Raw genomic sequence first — 17,722 nt, 5'->3', positions numbered from 1 at the left:
CTTGAAGAGAACCATCCTGGAAGGACACACCGCCATGAGTGGGAAAGTCGCGGAATTCGCGGAGCTGGAATCGGAGTTCGACGCCTATGTGGGGCGCATCGTCTACGCCACGATGGTGACGGTGGACAGCAAGAACAGGCCGCGGACGCGGGTGCTGATCCCTATCTGGGAGAACGTCGACGGACAGCCGGTGGGCTGGCTGGCCACCTACCGAACACCAGTGAAGGCGGCGCATATCGCGCGGAATCCGCATGTCAGCTTCTCGTATTGGGATCGGCGCAATGACTCGGTGGCGGTCGACGCCACCGCCGCCTGGGACGACGATATGGCGGTGCGGCAACGGGTTTGGGAGCTGTACGCCCAGACCAGCCCGCCGGGTGCGGGCTATCCGCTCGGGCAGTTCTGGAGTTCGCCCGCGGACCCGAAACTGCACGTCATGCGGCTGGAGCCGTACCGGATCCAGGTAATCCGGGGCCGGGATCTGCGTAGCCGCATCTGGGCCCGGGTGGACGAGCGGGTCGAGGCCTGAGCCCGGGATACCGTGCAGGAGTGAACGATGTGCTCGAGTATGTGCTGACCGAACCGATCGCCGAGGCCGCGCCTGCCGATGTCGACCAGGCGTGGGCCCGGCACCTGGCGGTAGCGGAGGCTTTCCGGTCGCCGGTGGACCGTGCGGTCGCGGGCGGGTTCGCGGCGGATCGGCTGGGTGTCGCCTTCCTCTCGGGCTATCAGGAGGCGCTGCGGAAGCTGTTGCCCGAGGTGGCGGGCGCCGACCTGCTCGCGGTTTCCGCGACCGAGGAGGGCGGGGCGCATCCGTCCTCGATCCGGACCGCGCTGGTCCCGGCCGGCGACGGCTGGGTCGTGCGCGGCACCAAGACATTCACGACGATGGGCGAGCGCGCGCGGCAGTTGGTGGTGATCGCGGGCACCGGCGAGGTGGTCGATGGGCGACCTCGGCTGCGTGCCGTGCTGGTCGCGGCTGAACAGCCCGGCGTGACGGTGACGAACCGGCCGCCGTTGCCGATGGCGCCGGAAATCCCGCATGCGACAGTGGTTTTCGCGGACGCACCGGCGCGGCTGCTGCCGGGCGACGGATACCTGAATTTTCTGAAGCCGTTCCGCACCATCGAGGACGCGCACGTGCTCGCGGCGACGCTGGGCTGGCTGGTTCGGGTAGGCCGGGCGGCGCGGTGGCCGCGGGCGACGCTGCAGCGCTTGCTGGCGTCGGTGGCGATGGTGCGGGGCCTGGATCTGGATTCGCCGGCTTCGCCCGGTGTGCACATCGCGCTCGGCGGCATCTTCGCGGAATTCGAACGGCTGCTGACCGAGTCGGAGCCGCTGTGGCAGCAGGTCGATGCGGGGACTCGGGAGCGCTGGGAGCGTGATCGCCCGCTGCTCGCGACGGCCGGGCGGGTGCGGGCCCAGCGACTGGAGACCGCTTGGCGGCGGGTCGCGATCGACTGATCGAGGCCTACCCCGGAAATGGGGAGCGGGCCTCGGCGAAGGGGGGGAGTTAGCCGAGGCCCGCGTAGGGTCGGCCCGGGGGGGAGGGGCCGACGAGAATGATCCTACGCGATGATTTGTGTTTGTGTACGCGTGGGGAACGCCACTTTCGTAGATTTTTTGGGGTTGACTTACCTGGGTATCGCCGCAGGCTCGCCGTCTCCAGGCGGCCGGGTTGGCCGGGGGCGGTACGGCATCGGCTGATTGTTTGCCAAAACCGTTGTCTATCAGCAAATTACCGGACCGGAATGCGCGGTCAGCTGGAACTCCGACTGGTTCCGGGAAACGTGCAGACCGGTCGCTGCCTGTCCCACAGCGGGTTTCAGGTTGGCGCGTTCGTTCCAATTCTGTCGTATTTGTCGCGTGTCATCGGGGTCTCGGGCATGTCGACTACTCGAACTTGTCGGACCCTGCTGCGAGGATCGCCACATGATTCGCTCGGTACTCGAGTACCGCCCGCCGCGGAAACAGGTAGCCGCCTACGCAGGCCCCGCGGGGCTCGCGCGCGCCAGGATCGAACCGGTCGCATTCCGATCCGGTACCCCCGAGCACCGCCTGGACCGGGATGCGGCCTTCGACGTCTCCGTCGCGACCGGCGCACCGGACAGAACGGATGAATTTCCGGGTGCGCGGGGCAATACTGACTCCGGTATCGATCGGCCCTTATCGCGAAACCCACGAACTTCAGGAGAGTCATGCCCGACGCAATAGTCGCCGAGGGTCTGGTCAAGCGCTACGGCCAGTTGGTCGCCCTCGATGGACTCGATCTCTCGGTGCCCGAAGGCACCGTCACCGCCCTGCTCGGCCCCAACGGCGCCGGCAAGACCACCACCGTCCGGGTGTTCACCACCCTGCTCGTCCCGGACGAGGGCAGCGCCACCGTGGCCGGCATCGATGTACTGCGCAACCCCCAGGCGCTGCGTTCCCGCATCGGGGCGTCGGGCCAGTACGCCGCGGTGGACGAGTACCTCACCGGTTTCGAGAACCTCGAAATGGTGGGCCGGCTGTACCACATGGGCGTCCAGCGCAGTAAGGAGCGCGCTCGCGAGCTGCTGGACCGCTTCCGGCTCAGCGATGCGGCGGATCGCCCGGTCAAGGGCTATTCCGGCGGTATGCGCCGTCGGCTCGACCTGGCGGGCGCGCTGGTCGCCAATCCACCGGTGCTGTTCCTGGACGAGCCCACCACCGGCCTGGACCCACGCGCCCGGCTCGACCTGTGGGACGTCATCGAGGAACTGGTGGCGGGCGGCACCACGCTCCTGCTCACCACGCAGTACATGGACGAGGCCGACCGGCTGGCCGATTCCATCGCGGTGATCGACCACGGCAAGGTGATCGCGCGCGGCACCGCCGACGAACTCAAGACGCTGGTCGGCGGCGATCGCATCGAACTCACGGTCACCGATCCGGCCAAGCTGGGGATCGCCGAACAGGTGCTGAAAGGCTTGGCGGACGGCGAGATCCACCTCGAGCCGGGGTTGCGCCGGATCATCGTGCCGGTCAGCAACGGGTCGCAGGCGCTGGTCGACGCGATCGGTCTGCTGGGAGCCAACGAGGTGCATATCAACGACGTCGGGCTGCGCCGCCCGTCGCTCGACGATGTCTTCCTCACGCTCACCGGGCACGAGGCCGAGGATTACGTCAACGGCGCGGGCAAGCAGCTCGAAGCGGAAGGGAGCGTCCGATGACCGATCTCCGCAAGGAAGCCACTACTTTCGCCGAACCGCAGCGGGTGGGGCTGGGGGCGCGCCTGTCCTATCTTGTGAGTGACAGCCTGACCATCGCCAAGCGCAACGTCATCAAGATCAAGCGCGTCCCCGATGTGCTCATCTTCTCCACGATGTCGCCGATCATGTTCGTGCTGCTGTTCGCCTACGTCTTCGGCAACGCGATCAGCGTGCCGGGCATGGAGGGTGGCTACCGCGAATTCCTGATCGCGGGCATCTTCGCCCAGACCGTGGTGTTCGGCGCCTCGTTCACCGGAGCCGGCCTGGCCGAGGATATGCAGAAGGGCATCATCGACCGTTTCCGTTCGCTGCCGATGGCGCCGGCCGCGGTGCTGTTCGGGCGCACGATCAGTGATGTCGTGATCAATGTGGTCAGCCTGACGGTGATGTCGTTGACCGGCTACCTGGTCGGCTGGCGCATCCGCGGCTCGCTGCTGGACGCCGTGCTGGCCTATGTGCTGCTGTTGCTGTTCGCCTACGCGGTGTCCTGGATGATGGCCGTGGTCGGCCTGCTGGTCCGCGCGCCCGAGGTCTTCAACAACGCCAGCTTCATGGTGATGTTCCCGCTGACCTTCCTGGCGAACACCTTCGTACCGCTGCAGAATCTGCCGTCGGTGCTGCGGGTGTTCGCGGAATGGAATCCGGTGTCGGCGCTGACGCAGGCGGCCCGGGATCTGTTCGGCAATACCAATCCGGCCATGCCGCCGCCGGATGTGTGGTCGATGCGGCATCCGGTCGCGACCACACTGATCTGGGTGGTGGTCATTCTGCTGATCTTCGTGCCGCTGGCTCTGCGTCAGTACAAGCGCACCGTCAGTCGCTGAGCCGGCGGGCCCGGCGAAGTCTGGACCTCAGGCCTCGCCGTGGCCGTCGACACCGACAGGCTGCGGAGAACCGTTGCGCGAGTAACCGATCCGTGGCGGTTCCGGAGCCACCGCGGGCGGTTGCGGCCGCCGGCTGCGCAGCAACCAGGCAACGGCTCCGGCCAGCGCGACAACGACCGCGGCAACAAACCGGTTACGAGAACGTGCGGATACAATCTGGCGCCCCAAGGTCATTCGACCACTGTGGCACAACCAGCGAAATCCCGCAGAGGCCCAGGTCGTCCGGTTGTGAAGTGCGACGCGTCGGTAACCGGCTTCGGCTGCGAGCGGTCCGCCCGCGGCTAGCATGACGAGGTGACCTCACCGATTCAGACTGCGAGCGCGACGCTGCATACCAACCACGGCGACATCAAGATCGCGCTATTCGGCAATCACGCGCCCAAGACGGTGCGGAATTTCCTTGGGCTCGCGGACGGTTCGGCGCAGTACACCACGCAGAACGCGAGTGGTGGCAGCACCGGCCCGTTCTACGACGGCGCGCTGTTCCACCGGGTGATGGACGGATTCATGGTCCAGGGCGGCGACCCTACCGGCACCGGTCGCGGCGGCCCGGGCTATGAGTTCGGGGACGAATTCCACCCGGAGTTGCGCTTCGACCGCGGTTACCTTCTGGCGATGGCGAACGCGGGCCCGGGCACCAATGGTTCGCAGTTCTTCATCACCGTGAGCCCGCAGGCGCACCTGAATCGCAAGCACACCATTTTCGGCGAGGTCATCGACCCGGACTCGCGCAAGGTGGTCGATTCGATCGCCGCCACCCCGACCGATCGCAACGACCGCCCGAAGGAGCCGGTCGTGATCTCCAAGATCACGATCGAGTGATGCTATGAACCCGCAGCCGCCCGCACCGACGTGCGTCCGCCACCCTGATCGCCCCACCGGATTGGCGTGCACGCGCTGCGGGCGGCCGGCTTGTCCCGAATGCCTGCGGCCCGCCTCGGTCGGGCAGCATTGCGTCGATTGCGTGCGGGAGGGCCAGCGGCATACCCGGCAGGTCCGGACCGTCGCGGGCGCGGAGGTCGCACGCTCACCCATTCCGTATGTGACCTACGCGCTGATCGCGGTGAACGTGGCGTTGTTCGCCATCACCGCCCTCCAGTCCAGGAATTTGATCGACAACTACGCGAACTCGTCGCTGATGGATCGCTGGGTGCTGGTCCCCGGCCTGGTGTCCTACGGGCAGTGGGAGCGCGTCGTCGGCTCGGGTTTCCTGCATTTCGGTCCGATCCATCTGGCGCTCAATATGTTCGCGCTGTGGATCGTCGGCCGCAGTCTGGAACCGGTGCTCGGTCGCCTGCGCTACATCGCGATCTATGCGGTGGCCTTGCTCGCCGGCTCGGCCGCCTGCATGGTGTTCCAAGCGCCCAACAGTGTGTCGGCGGGCGCTTCGTGCGCGGTGTACGGCCTGTTCGGCGCGATCACGGTGCTGCTGATCCGGGTGAAGCAGAACCCGAATCAGATGTTCATCCTGATCGGTATCAACGTGTTCATCAGCTTCTCGTTGCCCGGCCTCTCGCTGGCCGGCCACCTCGGCGGTCTGCTCGGCGGCACCTTGGCCACCCTCGGTGTGCTGTTCCTGCCCGAATGGCTGGGCGCGAAGTCGCAGGAAGCGGCGCGCAGCATCGGCTGGGCGAGCATTGTGTCGATCGGGCTGATCTCGCTGGTGGTCATCGCGGCGCGGGCGATCACGTTGGGCTGAGGTCCGATTCCGGCCGTTGCTTCACGTGAAACGTCGGCGATGCACAGGGTCAGGCGAGGCTGGCGAGTCCGTGTTCGACCAGGGTGTCGAAGACGTCTTCCGGGCGGGTGCCCAGATCCCAGCGGCCGAAGATGAGCAGGCGCTCGGTGCCGTTGTCGTCGACATCGATCTCCAGCATCGGGGTCTTCCGGCCGAGGCGGCGGTAGCTCACGATCCGGGCGCGCATGATCTGCTCGCGCGTGTACTCGGCTGAACCGACGAGGGAACGCACCACCAGGCGGGGTGCACTGCCCGGTATGACGGCCAGGCGGGGCCGCTGGCGGTAGCCGAGCAGCGCCAGACCCAGCAGGCCGGTGGCGGCCAGACCGATCAACAATCGGCTCGCGCCGTCATTGCTGAGTACGGCCGCACCGGTGAGGATGACCCCGCCGACGGTGACCGCGATCAGCGTGGAGGTCGGAGTAGACCAGGTCAGAGCGGATTCGGTGGGCTGGGGAATCGAAGATTCCGGTTCCATGCGGCCGATTCCCCAATCGTTCCTCGAGTTGTCCACACCTTTATCCACAGGTGGGGATGAATGACATGTCTGTTATCCGGTTAATTCCGGCAGACTCGGCGCTCGAACGGGTCAGCGCCAGCGCATGGTCATGATCAGCCCGACCACCATGAGGCCGAAACCGATCAGGAAGTTCCAGGCGTTGAGGTCGTTCATCCAGGTGATCTTCTCGGCGGCCAGGTAGTACACCAGCAGCCAGAGCAGCCCGGCCACCATGAAACCCAGCATGATCGCCACGTACCAGACCGGCGATGGGCCACCCTTGACCTTGACCGGAGTCCGGCTGGCGGGATTGATCGTATAGTCGGTCTTCTTACGGACCTTCGACTTCGGCATGACGTCCTCGTGTTCGGCGTGCAGGTCGGTACCGGGGATTCGGTTGAATTGTGTGTCTCGAGCCACTCGCCGCGACGGTCGAACCGGCCCAGCCAGGACCGACCCGGGCGCGGCTCGGACGCCCTCCGGTGTGTCTCTAGGCTATCCCACGTAATCTCGACTCATGCGTGTACTCGTCGTCGACAACTACGACAGCTTCGTCTTCAACCTGGTGCAGTACCTGGGCCAGCTCGGAGCCGAGGCCGTGGTCTGGCGCAATGACGATCCGCAGCTCGCCGACGTGGACGCCGTCGCCACCGAATTCGACGGTATCTTGATCAGCCCGGGCCCCGGTTCGCCGGATCGGGCCGGCGCGAGCATCCCGCTGGTGCACGCCTGCGCGAAGTCCACGACCCCGCTGCTCGGGGTGTGCCTGGGCCATCAGGCGATCGGCGAGGCGTTCGGCGCGACCGTCACTCGCGCCCCGGAGCTGCTGCACGGCAAGACCTCGCTGGTGTTCCACAGTGGCAACGGCGTATTGGCCGGTTTGCCCGATCCCTTCACCGCCACCCGCTACCACTCGCTGACCGTCCCGGAGGACACCCTCCCCGCCGAGATCGAGGTCACCGGCCGCACCGAGTCCGGCATCGTGATGGCGGTACGCCACCGTGAGCTGCCCATTCACGGCGTCCAGTTCCACCCCGAATCCGTCCTCACCCAGGGCGGTCACCGCATGCTCGCGAACTGGCTCGAGGTGTGCGGCGAACGCCCCGCCGAGGGTCTGGTGGAAATGCTCGAATCGGAGGTCGCTGCGCTGGTGACGCAGTGACCCTGCCCCCGCCCGGCCCGTCGGCGCCGCGGCCCCATGTGCTGCTCTCGGTAGCGGTCAGCATCGACGGCTACATCGACGACGCGAGTCCGGACCGGCTGAAACTGTCCGACACCGCGGATTTCGACCGCGTCGATCAGGTGCGCGCCGAATCCGACGCCATCCTGGTCGGCGCCGAGACCCTGCGCCGCGACAATCCTCGCCTGCTGGTGAATAGCGAAGCACGCCGCGCGGACCGGGTGGCCGCCGGCAAGCCGGAGTACCCGACGAAGGTGACCGTCACGGCGAGCGGCGAATTGAATCCGGCCTGGCGCCTCTGGCAGCAAGGCGGCGACAAGCTCGTCTACACCACCGATTCCGGTGCCGCCCGGATCGGTGCTCAGCTGTCCGGCCTGGCCGAGGTCGTCAGCCTCGGCGCGGTAGTCGACTTCACCGCGCTACTGGACGACCTCGGAGCACGCGGCATCGCCCAGTTGATGGTCGAAGGCGGTACCCGCGTCCACACCGAATTCCTCGCCGCCGACCTGGCCGACGAACTGCATCTGGCCGTCGCGCCCATCCTGGTCGGCGACCCGGCCGCGCCGCGGTTCACCGGGCCCGCCGCGTATCCCGGTGGACCGCACCGCCGTTTGCACCTCGCCGAGGTGACCCGAGTGGGAGACATGGCTGTCCTGCGCTACACCCGCTGACATCTCCCGAGGGAAGGATGACCGAGGATGAGCACCGACCACCGATACATGCTGAGGGCTGTCGAGCTCGCGCGGATGTGCCCGCCGAGCGCTACGGCGTTCTCCGTCGGGGCCGTGGTGGTCGCGGACGGGGTCGAGATCGCGACGGGGTTCTCGCGGGAGACCGATGCGAAGGTGCATGCCGAGGAGTCGGCGCTGGACAAGCTGGGCGATGCGGACCCGCGGCTGGCGCGGGCGACGATCTACAGCACGCTGGAGCCCTGTTCGCAGCGGGCCAGCGCGGGGCGGCCGCCGTGTACGGAACGGATTCTGCGCGCCGGGATTCCGCGGGTCGTCATCGCCTGGCGGGAGCCCGCGACCTTCGTGACGAACTGCGTGGGCGTCGAGAAGCTCCGTCAGCACGGGGTCGAAGTGATCGAGTTGCCTGATCTCGCGGCGGAAGCCATGGCGATGAACAGGCATCTCGACCTCTCCTAGGCGGTTAGGGGCGGCCGTAGATGGAGTTGACCCATTCGCCGAGCTGATTGTCGTCCAGGTGTTTGGCCAGGTCGGCCTCGCTGATCATGCCGACGAGCTTCTTGCTCTCGTCGATAACCGGGACACGCTTGACCCGGTGGCCTTCCATCTCGTCGAGCACTTCTTCCAAGTCGGCGTCGGCGGCGACCCAGCGCGGGGTGGCTTCACAGAGGTCGGCGGCCTTGGTGGCGCCGGGTGACTTGCCCTGGGCTACGCATTTCACGACGATGTCGCGGTCGGTGATGATGCCGCGCATGCGTTCGTTGTCGTCGGAGACGATCAGGCATCCGACGCCGAGTTCGGCCATCAACCGCGCGGCTTTGCCGACGGTGTCTTCCATGGAGATCCAGTGCGCGCCGGGACGCATGATGTCGCGGGCAGTGGTCATGGGGCTACCTCCTGGTTGCGGTATGACGCATTCGGATGAGCAGCCCCATTCTCCAGCGGGTCAGGCGGCGGAGACTGAGTTTTCCAGAAAGTAGCTGTATGCCCTGTGGAGGATCACGGCGGGCCCAGAACACCGACGGAAATGGTGATTGTCTCGTTCTTGGCGAGCGTGGAGCCGGTCGCCGGAGATTGGCCGAGAATTCGCCCGACGCTACCGGTGTCGAAGGTGCCCTGCGGCTGCTGGACGATCTGACTGGTGCTGCCGGTCCAGCCCTTCGAACGCAGTACCTCCACCGCCTGCGACGGCGTCATGCCGACGACGCTGGGCATGGTGATCTCGCCGCTGGAAACCTGCACGGTGACCGACGAACCCTTGTCGGCCTGGGTACCACCCGCGGGACTGGTCGAGAGGACCTCACCCTTCGGCTTCGCGGACGGCACCTCCTCCACGTTGACCTTGAAACCGGCACTGCCCTCCAGGTTGGGCTGGGCCAAACTGATGTCCTGGCCGACGACCGAGGGAACGCGCACCTTCTCCGGTCCGTCACCGAGGGTGACGATGACGGCCTTGTCGATGTCGACCTTGGAGCCCGCCGAGGGCTCGGTGCCGATGACCTTGTCCTTCTCCTGCTGACTGGACGGCCTGCGCTGCACGTTCGGATCTATCCGCAGGCCCTGCGAATTGAGCACCTGCTCGGCCTGCTCCTGGGTCATCCCCTCGAGCCGGGGCACCTGTACCTGCGCCGGTCCGGTGGAGACCTGCAGGGTGACGGTGCTGCCCTCGTCGATGCGGGAGCCGCCGAGCGGTTGGGTGGCGATCACATTGCCCTGCGCGATCTTGCCATCCGGTTTCTGCTGCACCGCGACGTTGAAGCCGAGCTTCTGCAGCGCGTCCTGGGCTTGAGCTTGGGATTTGTTCGAAAGATCCGGAATGGCGACCTGATCGGGCCGGCTGCCCGGACCGATCAGTACCCAGAACAAACCGAAGGCGACCGCCAGCGCGGCGACGACGCCGACCGCGATCCAGGTGCGACGGGAGCCGCCGGGCTCGGCGGCTTCCTGCTCGGCGGTGTCGTCCCGCCGTTCGACCATGCGGTAGCCGCGCGGGGACGGTTCGTTGGAGTCGAAGACGGTGGTGCGATCCTCATCGGTCATCACCATCGGCGCGCTCGGCTTCTGCCCGCCGAGCACCCGGATCAGGTCGGCGCGCATCTCGGCCGCGGTCTGATACCGGTTGGCCGGGTTCTTGCTCATCGCCTTGAGGATCACCGAGTCCAGCTCGCGCGGCACCCCGGAGTGAACGTGCGAGGGCAGCCGCGGGTCTTCGCGGACATGCTGGTAGGCCACCGCGACCGGTGAGTCACCGGTGAAAGGCGGTTCACCGGTGAGGATTTCGAAGAGCACACAGCCGACGGAGTACACGTCCGAGCGCGCGTCGACGGTCTCGCCGCGTGCCTGCTCGGGTGAAAGGTATTGCGCGGTACCGATAACGGCCGCGGTCTGGGTCATCGGGTTGGAGCTGTCGGCCAGCGCACGCGCGATGCCGAAGTCCATCACCTTCACCGCGCCCGCGCGGTTGATCATGATGTTGGCGGGCTTCATATCGCGGTGCACGATGCCGGCCTTGTGGCTGAAATCCAGTGCGGCGCAGACGTCGGCGACGACCTCCATCGCGCGGCGCGGCGGCAGCGGGCCCTCGCCGCGCACGATATCGCGCAGGGTATCGCCGTCGACATACTCCATCACGATGTAGGGCAGCGGGCCGCCGTCCACCTCGGCCTCGCCGGTGTCGTACACCGCGACGATGGCCGGATGATTCAGTGCGGCGGCGTTTTGCGCCTCGCGCTTGAAGCGCAGATAGAACGTAGGGTCGCGCGCTAGGTCGGCCCGCAAGACCTTGATCGCGACATCGCGGCTGAGCCGCAGATCACGGGCCTTGTGCACCTCGGACATACCGCCGAATCCGATGATCTCGCCGAGCTCGTAGCGAGACGAGAGATTCTTCGGGGTAGTCATTGTTGTCCTTGCGGAGGAGTAGGCACGCTACGAGTGGACGAGGGGCCTCGAGCACCGGGACTATCCGGAAATGGTAAGTCGAGGGTGGGGAAGTACTGCCGGGTCGTGGTCGTCTTGCCCGTTTTGGTGGTGCTCGGGACCGGCGTCGTCGTCGGCGGTTTCGTGGTCGTCGTCGGCGGTTCCGTAGTGGTCGTCGGCGGTTCGGTAGTGGTTGTCGGCGGCACCGTGGTCGTGGTCGGCGCCTCCGTGGTGACCGGCGGCGGGGGCGGAGCCGGCCGCGTCGTCGTGGTCACCGGCGGTTTGGTCGTGGTCGGCGGGACCAGTGTGCTGGTCACGACGGGACGATCCGGCTGCGGATTGGTGTCGCCGCCGAACGCCAGCCAGGTGGCGGCGCCGCCCAGCAGAACCGCACCGATACCGAGTCCGATGAGCCACTTCTGGGTATTGGTGAGACCGGCGGGCTTGGGCGGCGGAGTGCCGGTGCTGCCCGGGTTCATCGCCGTCTCCGGCGCACCGTAAGCGCCGGCGGCGGCAGCGGCACCGTAAGTGCTCGCGCCGGTGCCGTTGTAGGGCACGGTCGGGCCGTCCTGCTGCGGTGCCGGCAGGATGACGGTCGGACCGGGCGGCAACACCCGGGTGGCGCCCTCGGTGAGCGGGCCCGCCGCTCCCGTGACGGCCGCCCCCTTCGGGTCCGGCGGCCGATGACCGGCGCGCACCGCGGCCACCGCGTCGGCGAACTCGCCACCACTGGCGTAGCGCTGATTCGGGTCCTTGCGCATGGTGATCTCGATGAGCTCACGCACGTTCGGCGGCAGGTCCGCGGGCATCGGCGGCGGGTTCTCCCGCACATGCTTCATCGCGACGGTGATGGCGCCGTCGCCGGTGAACGGCCGCTGACCCGCCAGCGCCTCGTAACCGACCACGCCGAGGGAGTACACGTCACTGGAGGAGGTCGCGTCCTCACCGACCGCCTGCTCGGGGGCGATGTATTGCGCGGTGCCCATCACCATGCCGGTCTTGGTGACCGGCGAGGCGTCCACCGCTTTCGCGATGCCGAAATCGGTGATCTTCACCTGACCGGTCGGCGTCACGAGAATGTTGCCCGGCTTCACATCCCGGTGCACCACGCCGGCGGCATGCGCCACCTCCAGCGCGCGGCCGGTCTGCTCCAGCATGTCCAGACCCTGCACCACCGACAAACGGCCGAGCCGGTTCAGCACCGTGTTCAGCGGTTCGCCCTGGACCAATTCCATGACCAGGTAAGCGGTTTCACCCGCGGACGGGTCGTAGGTCTCGCCGTAGTCGTAGATCCCGGCGATACCGGGATGATTCAACTGCGCGGTGGTCCTGGCCTCGGTGCGGAACCGGTGCCGGAAGGTCGGATCGGCGGAGAATTCCGCCTTGAGCACCTTCACCGCCACCCGGCGGTCGAGCCGGGTGTCGAGCGCCTCCCAGACCTGACCCATACCGCCGGTGGCGATGAGCCGCTGCAGGCGGTAGCGGTCGGCGATCAACGCGCCGTTGTTCAGCATCGGGGACTCCGTACATTCACTCGCACAGTCATAACGTTCAGCCCCCTCGCAGACCGGCGTCCAGCACGGCCCGCGCGACCGGCGCGGCCACGGAACCACCGGTGGCGGCCAGCGCACGGTCGCCGCCGTTCTCCACGATCACCGCGATGGCGATGGTCGGATTCTGCGCGGGGGCGAAAGCGATGTACCAGGCGTGGGGTGGTGTGGAGCGCGGATTGTCGCCGTGTTCGGCGGTGCCGGTCTTGGACGCGATGGTGTATCCGCGGTTCTGCTGACCGCCCGCGGTGTTCTGTTCCGAGGCGATCATCATGCTGGTGAGCTGGTCGGCGACCGAGGCGCTGACGGCCTGGCCGACCGAGACCGGCTTGGTCTTGGACAACTCGCTGAGGTCCGGCCCCTGCAGCGAATCGACCAGGTACGGCTCCATCCGGACACCGCCGTTGGCGACGGTGGCCGCGACGACCGCGTTCTCCAGCGGGGTCAGCGCCACATCGCGCTGACCGATGCTGCTCTGCGCCAGTGCCGCGTTGTCCGGGATGGGACCCACGGTGGATTCGGCGACCGGGATCGGGATGCCGCGGCTCGGGCCCACACCGAACGCGGCGGCCGCGTCCTTCAGGTTGGACGCGCCCACCTTCTGGCTCAGTTCGGCGAAGGCGGTGTTGCAGGACAACCGGAACGCGTCGTACAGCGAGGCGGTGTTGCCGCTGCCGCAGTGCGAACCGTTGTAGTTCTCCAGCGTGGTCGCGGTGTTGGGCAGGGTGATCTGACTGGCCGCGGTGAACTGATCCTGCGGTGTCGCGATGCCGTCCTGCAGCGCGGCCGCGGTGGTCACCACCTTGAACGTGGACCCCGGCGGATAAGTCTGGGAGACAGCGCGATTGAGCATCGGCTTGGACTTGTCCCGGCTCAGTTCCTCCCAGGCCTGGGTGCCGCGCGCGCCGTCGTGCCCGGACAGCAGGTTCGGGTCGTAACTCGGCGTGGAGACCATGGTGAGGATCTTGCCGGTGCTGGGTTCGATCGCGACGACCGAACCGGTGTAGCCCTTCGAGGTCAGCTGGTCGTAGGCGACCTGCTGCATCGCCGGGTTCAGCGTGGTGAGCACGTTCGCCCCGCGCGGGTCACGCCCGGAGATCATGTCGATCAACCGGCGTCCGAACAACTGGCTGTCGGAGCCGTTGAGCACCGAATCCTCGGCCTTCTCCAGCCCGTTGCTGCCGTACTGCATCGAGTAGAAGCCGGTGACCGGGGCGTAGGCGTCCGGGGCGGTCGGATAGGTGCGCAGGTACTTGTAGCGATCGTCGGTGGCGACCGAACTGGCCAGCACGGTGCCGCTCGCGGAGATCTGCCCGCGCTGGCGCGAATACTCGTCGAGCAGCACGCGGGAGTTGCGCGGATCGTGGCGCAGGCTGTCGGCCTTCCCGAAGGGGCCGATGGAGACCTGGACGTAGGTGGCGTTGATCAGCAGCGCGACGATCATCAGCATGACCGCGACGGCTACCCGCCGTAGTGGAGTGTTCATTCCTGCGGCCTCGCATCCTTGCGGAACAGCTCGGTCGGGGCATCGGCGAGGGGCGCCGCGGGTTCCTTCTTGCGCGCCGGTGCCGGTGCGCGGGCCGCGTCGGAGATCTTGATCAGCAGGGCCAGCAGCAGATAGTTGGCCAGCAGCGACGAGCCGCCGTAGGACATGAACGGCGTCGTGAGACCGGTCAGCGGAATCAGTTTGGTGACACCGCCTACCACCACGAACAGCTGAATCGCCATGGTGAAGGCCAGACCGGCGGCGAGCAGCTTGCCGAAGCTGTCGCGCACGGCCAGGGCGGTGCGCAGGCCGCGCACGATGAACACCAGGAACAGCACCAGTACCGCGGTCAGCCCGATCAGGCCCAGTTCCTCGCCGATGGTGGTGATGATGAAGTCGGTCTTGGCGAAGGGCACCTGGTTCGGCCGGCCGTTGCCCAGGCCGGTGCCCGCCAGCCCGCCGGTGGCCAGGCCGAACATGGACTGCGAGATCTGGTAGCCGGTGTTGTTGTAGTCCGAGAACGGGTCCAGCCAGGTGTGCACGCGCACCCGGACGTGACCGAAGGCGTTGTAGGCGAAGACGAATCCGATGGCGAGCAGACCGCCGCCGATGATCAGCCAGCCCACCCGCTCGGTGGCGATGTAGAGCATCACCAGCACGGTGGAGAAGATCAGCAGCGAAGTGCCCAGGTCTTTCTCCAGCACGAGCACGCCGATGCACACGATCCACACCGCGAGGATCGGCCCGAGATCGCGGGCGCGCGGGAATTCCATGCCCAGCATGTGCCGCCCGGCGGTGGTGAACAGGTCGCGCTTGGCCACCAGCACCGAGGCGAAGAAGATGATCAGCAGGATTTTGGAGAACTCACCCGGCTGCACACTGAAACCGGGCAGCCGGATCCAGATCTTGGCGCCGTTGGTTTCCGAGTACGCGCTGGGCAGCAACGCCGGAATCATCAGGGCGACAAGGCCGATCAGCCCCAGGGTGTAGCTGTAGCGGGCCAGCGTGCGGTAATCGCGCAGGATCGCGAGCACCGCGATGAACCCGATCGTGCCGAGCGCGGTCCACATGATCTGCGGACTGGCGTCGGGGGAGGGGATCGTCCAGGAGTTGTAGCGGGCGTTCTGCGCGGAGCCGAGATCCAGGCGATGGATCAGCACCAGCCCGATTCCGTTGAGCACCGCCACGATCGGCAGCAGCAGCGGGTCGGCGAACGGCGCGAACCGGCGCACCGCCAGATGGGCCACGCCGAACAATGCCAGGTAGGCCGCGCCGTATTTGGCGATATCCCAGGTGAGCGACTGTTCCTGACTGGCTTCCACCAGGAACAGCGACACCGTCGTCAGCACCGCCGCGAACGCCAGCAGCAGCAATTCGACATTGCGCCGCGTGGACGGCGGGGGCGCGGGCGCGAAGCCGCCTGGCGGACTGGGGTATGCCCCAGCGGACGGCTGTGCCGGAGCGGACATCAGTCCGTCACCCGGCAGTTCTCCCCCGGCGTCTGGGGGGTCGCCGACGTGGACGTCGGCGCGGTGGGTTCCACCTTCGTCGGTGTCTTGATATCGGTACCCCGGGTGTCCCCAGGAGGCGGCGGTTCGACGGGCGGCGGCGCGGTGGTCGTCGCGACCGGGTTCGGCGTGGCGGGGGCCGGCTCCGTCGAGGTCGGCGGTATGACACCGGGCTGCGGCGTCGATTCCTTGGGCGTGCACACCGGCAGCAGCTGCTGGGAGGCCAAGCGGCGCATCTGGCTCTCGGCCTCGTTGAGCGAGCCCGGCGGCAGACCCTGGTTGACCTGGTTGCGTCCGGTCTGGGTGAGATCTTCGATCTCGAGCGCCCGGCAGCCCGCGGGCAGCGTGGTGCCCGTCTTCAGGATGGTGAGCTCACCGCTTTTGTTCACGCAGCCGATGGTGTCGACCTCGTGGATCGAATAACCGAGTATCGAACCCGGCAGTCCGCGCAGGATCACCACACTGCCGCCCTCGGCGGCCACGTAGTAGTTGTTGCGCACCATCTTGTAGCCGACCAGCAGGCCCACACCGACCGCCAGCACCAGACCCAGCGACAGCAGGATCCAGCGCAGTTTGTGCGATTTCGCCGGTGGCTCCGGATCCGGAGTGCTGCTCGCCCGGCGCGGCGGTGCGGCGCGCGGGGGACGCATCGCGGCGGCGCGGCCGGCCGCGGTGTTCGGCGGGGGAGTGTCCTCGTCCTGACCGGAGGCGGCGCCCGCCACGATCGGATGACTCTGCCCGTAATCGAGATCGATGACATCGGCGACGACCACGGTGACGTTGTCCGGGCCACCGCTGCGCAACGCCAATTCGATGAGCCGATCGGCACATTCGTCGGTGCTGCCCTCGCGCAGGGTGTTCGCGATCGTCTCGTCGCTCACCACATCGGAGAGGCCGTCGGAGCAGAGCAGATAGCGGTCGCCCGCGCGGGCCTCCCGCATGATCAGCGTCGGCTCGATCTCGTTGCCGGTGAGCGCGCGCATGATCAGTGAGCGCTGCGGGTGGGTGTGCGCCTGCTCGGGGGTGATCCGGCCCTCGTCCACCAGCGACTGGACGAACGTGTCGTCTCTGGTGATCTGGGCCAGTTCGCCACCGCGCAACAGGTAGGCGCGGGAATCGCCGATATGGGCGAGGCCGAGTTTGTTGCCCGCGAACAGGATCGCGGTCAGTGTGGTGCCCATGCCGTCGAGCTCGGGCTCTTCCTCGACCTGATCGGCGATCGCGGCATTGCCCTCGTGGATCGCATGATCGAGTTTGCCGAGCAGGTCGGTGCCGGGCTCGTCGTCGTCGAGATGAGCCAGCGCGGCAATCATCAACTGGGAGGCGACTTCACCGGCGGCGTGGCCGCCCATGCCGTCGGCCAGGGCGAGCAACCGGGCGCCCGCGTACACGGAATCCTCGTTGTTGCCTCGCACGAGGCCGCGGTCGCTGCGCGCTGCGTAGCGGAGAACAAGTGTCACGATCGGAGCTCGATCACTGTCTTGCCGACACGAACCGGGGTGCCGAGCGGAACACGGACGGCGGTGGTGACCTTCCCGCGGTCGAGATAGGTGCCATTGGTGGAGCCGAGGTCTTCGACATACCAGTCGTCACCACGCGGAGAGAGTCGCGCATGCCGGGTGGAGGCGTAATCATCGGTGAGTACCAGCGTGGAATCATCCGCGCGCCCGATCAGCACCGGTTGGGTGCCGAGCGTGATGCGCGTGCCGGCGAGTGAACCTTGAGTCACCACAAGATATTTGGCGCCCTTCTGGCCGCGGCTGAAGGACGGCAGCACCGCGGAACCGCGTGCGGCCCTGGGCTGGATCCGGATGCCGGAGGCCGCGTAGATGTCGCTGCGCAAGGTTCGCAGAACCGCCCAGACGAACAGCCACAACAGCAAAAGGAACCCCGCTCGGGTCAACTGCAGGATCAGTCCCTGCACGGCGTTCCACCTCCTGTTCGACCGTGTGTCTGTCGGTGCCGCCGCGTAGGTGCTGATTCGCCCCCACCCGGCCTGCTGGTCTTGCCCGGCCCCATGACGGTGCCGCGCGTTGGCA

At 67.2% G+C, this 17,722-nt stretch carries 18 protein-coding genes; 9 read left to right on the top strand and 9 right to left on the bottom strand.

The genetic code is table 11. The annotated features are described in order from the left end of the window. Positions 1-34: 34 nt before the first annotated feature. The 6 genes from BJ987_RS05620 to BJ987_RS05595 all read left to right on the top strand — a co-directional run bounded on the left by BJ987_RS05620 (position 35) and on the right by BJ987_RS05595 (position 5,813). Positions 35-529 (top strand): pyridoxamine 5'-phosphate oxidase family protein, encoded by a 495-nt coding sequence (locus tag BJ987_RS05620; protein WP_209885310.1) that lies wholly within the window; start codon positions 35-37, stop codon positions 527-529. 20 nt (positions 530-549) lie between these two features. Then, positions 550-1,464 carry an acyl-CoA dehydrogenase family protein gene (locus BJ987_RS05615; RefSeq protein WP_209885308.1) on the top strand — a complete coding sequence of 305 codons (915 nt, stop codon included), beginning with the start codon at positions 550-552 and terminating at the stop codon, positions 1,462-1,464. A 734-nt stretch (positions 1,465-2,198) separates the two neighbouring features. Then, positions 2,199-3,191, top strand: a complete 993-nt coding sequence (locus BJ987_RS05610; RefSeq protein WP_209885306.1) for an ATP-binding cassette domain-containing protein — start codon at positions 2,199-2,201, stop codon at positions 3,189-3,191. Further along, on the top strand, positions 3,188-4,054 hold the full coding sequence (locus tag BJ987_RS05605; protein ID WP_209885304.1) for an ABC transporter permease: 867 nt from the start codon (positions 3,188-3,190) through the stop codon (positions 4,052-4,054). Before BJ987_RS05610 ends, BJ987_RS05605 begins: the two co-directional genes overlap by 4 nt. 354 nt (positions 4,055-4,408) lie before the next feature. Beyond that, a complete protein-coding gene (locus tag BJ987_RS05600) occupies positions 4,409-4,936 on the top strand; it encodes a peptidylprolyl isomerase (RefSeq protein ID WP_209885302.1) in 528 nt (175 codons plus the stop codon). Between the two features lie 4 nt (positions 4,937-4,940). Continuing rightward, positions 4,941-5,813, top strand: a complete 873-nt coding sequence (locus BJ987_RS05595) for a rhomboid family intramembrane serine protease (protein ID WP_209885300.1) — start codon at positions 4,941-4,943, stop codon at positions 5,811-5,813. 49 nt (positions 5,814-5,862) lie between these two features. Here the strand turns inward: BJ987_RS05595 and BJ987_RS05590 are convergent, their stop codons facing one another. Both BJ987_RS05590 and crgA read right to left on the bottom strand, forming a co-directional pair. Next, positions 5,863-6,330 (bottom strand): PH domain-containing protein, encoded by a 468-nt coding sequence (locus BJ987_RS05590; protein WP_209885298.1) that lies wholly within the window; start codon positions 6,328-6,330, stop codon positions 5,863-5,865. A gap of 111 nt (positions 6,331-6,441) precedes the next feature. Beyond that, entirely contained in the window at positions 6,442-6,705 is a 264-nt protein-coding gene (gene crgA / locus BJ987_RS05585) for a cell division protein CrgA (protein ID WP_209897889.1), read from the bottom strand. Between the two features lie 163 nt (positions 6,706-6,868). Between crgA and BJ987_RS05580 the strand changes: the two genes are divergently transcribed. From BJ987_RS05580 to BJ987_RS05570, 3 genes are read left to right on the top strand one after another with little or no spacing between them, the layout of a single operon-like run. Then, complete coding sequence (locus tag BJ987_RS05580; protein WP_209885296.1) at positions 6,869-7,513, top strand: aminodeoxychorismate/anthranilate synthase component II; 645 nt, start codon at positions 6,869-6,871, stop codon at positions 7,511-7,513. Beyond that, positions 7,510-8,202, top strand: a complete 693-nt coding sequence (locus BJ987_RS05575; RefSeq protein ID WP_307869499.1) for a RibD family protein — start codon at positions 7,510-7,512, stop codon at positions 8,200-8,202. The genes BJ987_RS05580 and BJ987_RS05575 overlap by 4 nt, the downstream gene beginning before the upstream one ends. Before the next feature lie 27 nt (positions 8,203-8,229). Beyond that, positions 8,230-8,679: a deaminase gene (locus tag BJ987_RS05570; protein ID WP_209885294.1), complete on the top strand. Its 450-nt coding sequence runs from the start codon at positions 8,230-8,232 to the stop codon at positions 8,677-8,679. Between the two features lie 4 nt (positions 8,680-8,683). Here BJ987_RS05570 and BJ987_RS05565 read toward each other — a convergent pair whose 3' ends face one another. The 7 genes from BJ987_RS05565 to BJ987_RS05535 form a co-directional block, all read right to left on the bottom strand. After that, entirely contained in the window at positions 8,684-9,106 is a 423-nt protein-coding gene (locus BJ987_RS05565) for a CBS domain-containing protein (RefSeq protein WP_209885292.1), read from the bottom strand. A gap of 113 nt (positions 9,107-9,219) precedes the next feature. Next, complete coding sequence (gene pknB, locus BJ987_RS05560; protein ID WP_209885290.1) at positions 9,220-11,121, bottom strand: Stk1 family PASTA domain-containing Ser/Thr kinase; 1,902 nt, start codon at positions 11,119-11,121, stop codon at positions 9,220-9,222. Next, positions 11,118-12,653 (bottom strand): protein kinase domain-containing protein, encoded by a 1,536-nt coding sequence (locus tag BJ987_RS05555; RefSeq protein WP_209885288.1) that lies wholly within the window; start codon positions 12,651-12,653, stop codon positions 11,118-11,120. Before BJ987_RS05555 ends, pknB begins: the two co-directional genes overlap by 4 nt. Positions 12,654-12,690: 37 nt before the next feature. Next, the gene (locus BJ987_RS05550; RefSeq protein ID WP_209885286.1) at positions 12,691-14,175 is read right to left on the bottom strand and encodes a peptidoglycan D,D-transpeptidase FtsI family protein; all 1,485 of its coding nucleotides are present in this window, start codon (positions 14,173-14,175) and stop codon (positions 12,691-12,693) included. Continuing rightward, positions 14,172-15,644 (bottom strand): FtsW/RodA/SpoVE family cell cycle protein, encoded by a 1,473-nt coding sequence (locus BJ987_RS05545; protein WP_209885284.1) that lies wholly within the window; start codon positions 15,642-15,644, stop codon positions 14,172-14,174. The genes BJ987_RS05550 and BJ987_RS05545 overlap by 4 nt, the downstream gene beginning before the upstream one ends. Next, positions 15,644-17,143: a PP2C family protein-serine/threonine phosphatase gene (locus BJ987_RS05540; RefSeq protein WP_209885282.1), complete on the bottom strand. Its 1,500-nt coding sequence runs from the start codon at positions 17,141-17,143 to the stop codon at positions 15,644-15,646. Before BJ987_RS05540 ends, BJ987_RS05545 begins: the two co-directional genes overlap by 1 nt. After that, positions 17,140-17,607 (bottom strand): FHA domain-containing protein FhaB/FipA, encoded by a 468-nt coding sequence (locus BJ987_RS05535; RefSeq protein WP_194816648.1) that lies wholly within the window; start codon positions 17,605-17,607, stop codon positions 17,140-17,142. The genes BJ987_RS05540 and BJ987_RS05535 overlap by 4 nt, the downstream gene beginning before the upstream one ends. Positions 17,608-17,722: the final 115 nt, after the last annotated feature.

Source organism: Nocardia goodfellowii (assembly GCF_017875645.1).
Taxonomy (GTDB): Bacteria; Actinomycetota; Actinomycetes; order Mycobacteriales; family Mycobacteriaceae; genus Nocardia; species Nocardia goodfellowii.
The sequence above is the reverse complement of the archived record's forward strand: the minus strand, read 5'-3'. Positions and strand labels throughout refer to the sequence as shown.

Bases quoted from the DNA above. Each gene is read 5' to 3' on its own strand.
- BJ987_RS05620 (WP_209885310.1), top strand. From the start codon at position 35: ATGAGTGGGAAAGTCGCGGAATTCGCGGAGCTGGAATCGGAGTTCGAC.
- BJ987_RS05610 (WP_209885306.1), top strand. From the start codon at position 2,199: ATGCCCGACGCAATAGTCGCCGAGGGTCTGGTCAAGCGCTACGGCCAG.
- BJ987_RS05605 (WP_209885304.1), top strand. From the start codon at position 3,188: ATGACCGATCTCCGCAAGGAAGCCACTACTTTCGCCGAACCGCAGCGG.
- BJ987_RS05595 (WP_209885300.1), top strand. From the start codon at position 4,941: ATGAACCCGCAGCCGCCCGCACCGACGTGCGTCCGCCACCCTGATCGC.
- BJ987_RS05590 (WP_209885298.1), bottom strand. From the start codon at position 6,330: ATGGAACCGGAATCTTCGATTCCCCAGCCCACCGAATCCGCTCTGACC.
- crgA (WP_209897889.1), bottom strand. From the start codon at position 6,705: ATGCCGAAGTCGAAGGTCCGTAAGAAGACCGACTATACGATCAATCCC.
- BJ987_RS05580 (WP_209885296.1), top strand. From the start codon at position 6,869: ATGCGTGTACTCGTCGTCGACAACTACGACAGCTTCGTCTTCAACCTG.
- BJ987_RS05570 (WP_209885294.1), top strand. From the start codon at position 8,230: ATGAGCACCGACCACCGATACATGCTGAGGGCTGTCGAGCTCGCGCGG.
- BJ987_RS05565 (WP_209885292.1), bottom strand. From the start codon at position 9,106: ATGACCACTGCCCGCGACATCATGCGTCCCGGCGCGCACTGGATCTCC.
- pknB (WP_209885290.1), bottom strand. From the start codon at position 11,121: ATGACTACCCCGAAGAATCTCTCGTCTCGCTACGAGCTCGGCGAGATC.
- BJ987_RS05555 (WP_209885288.1), bottom strand. From the start codon at position 12,653: ATGCTGAACAACGGCGCGTTGATCGCCGACCGCTACCGCCTGCAGCGG.
- BJ987_RS05550 (WP_209885286.1), bottom strand. From the start codon at position 14,175: ATGAACACTCCACTACGGCGGGTAGCCGTCGCGGTCATGCTGATGATC.
- BJ987_RS05545 (WP_209885284.1), bottom strand. From the start codon at position 15,644: ATGTCCGCTCCGGCACAGCCGTCCGCTGGGGCATACCCCAGTCCGCCA.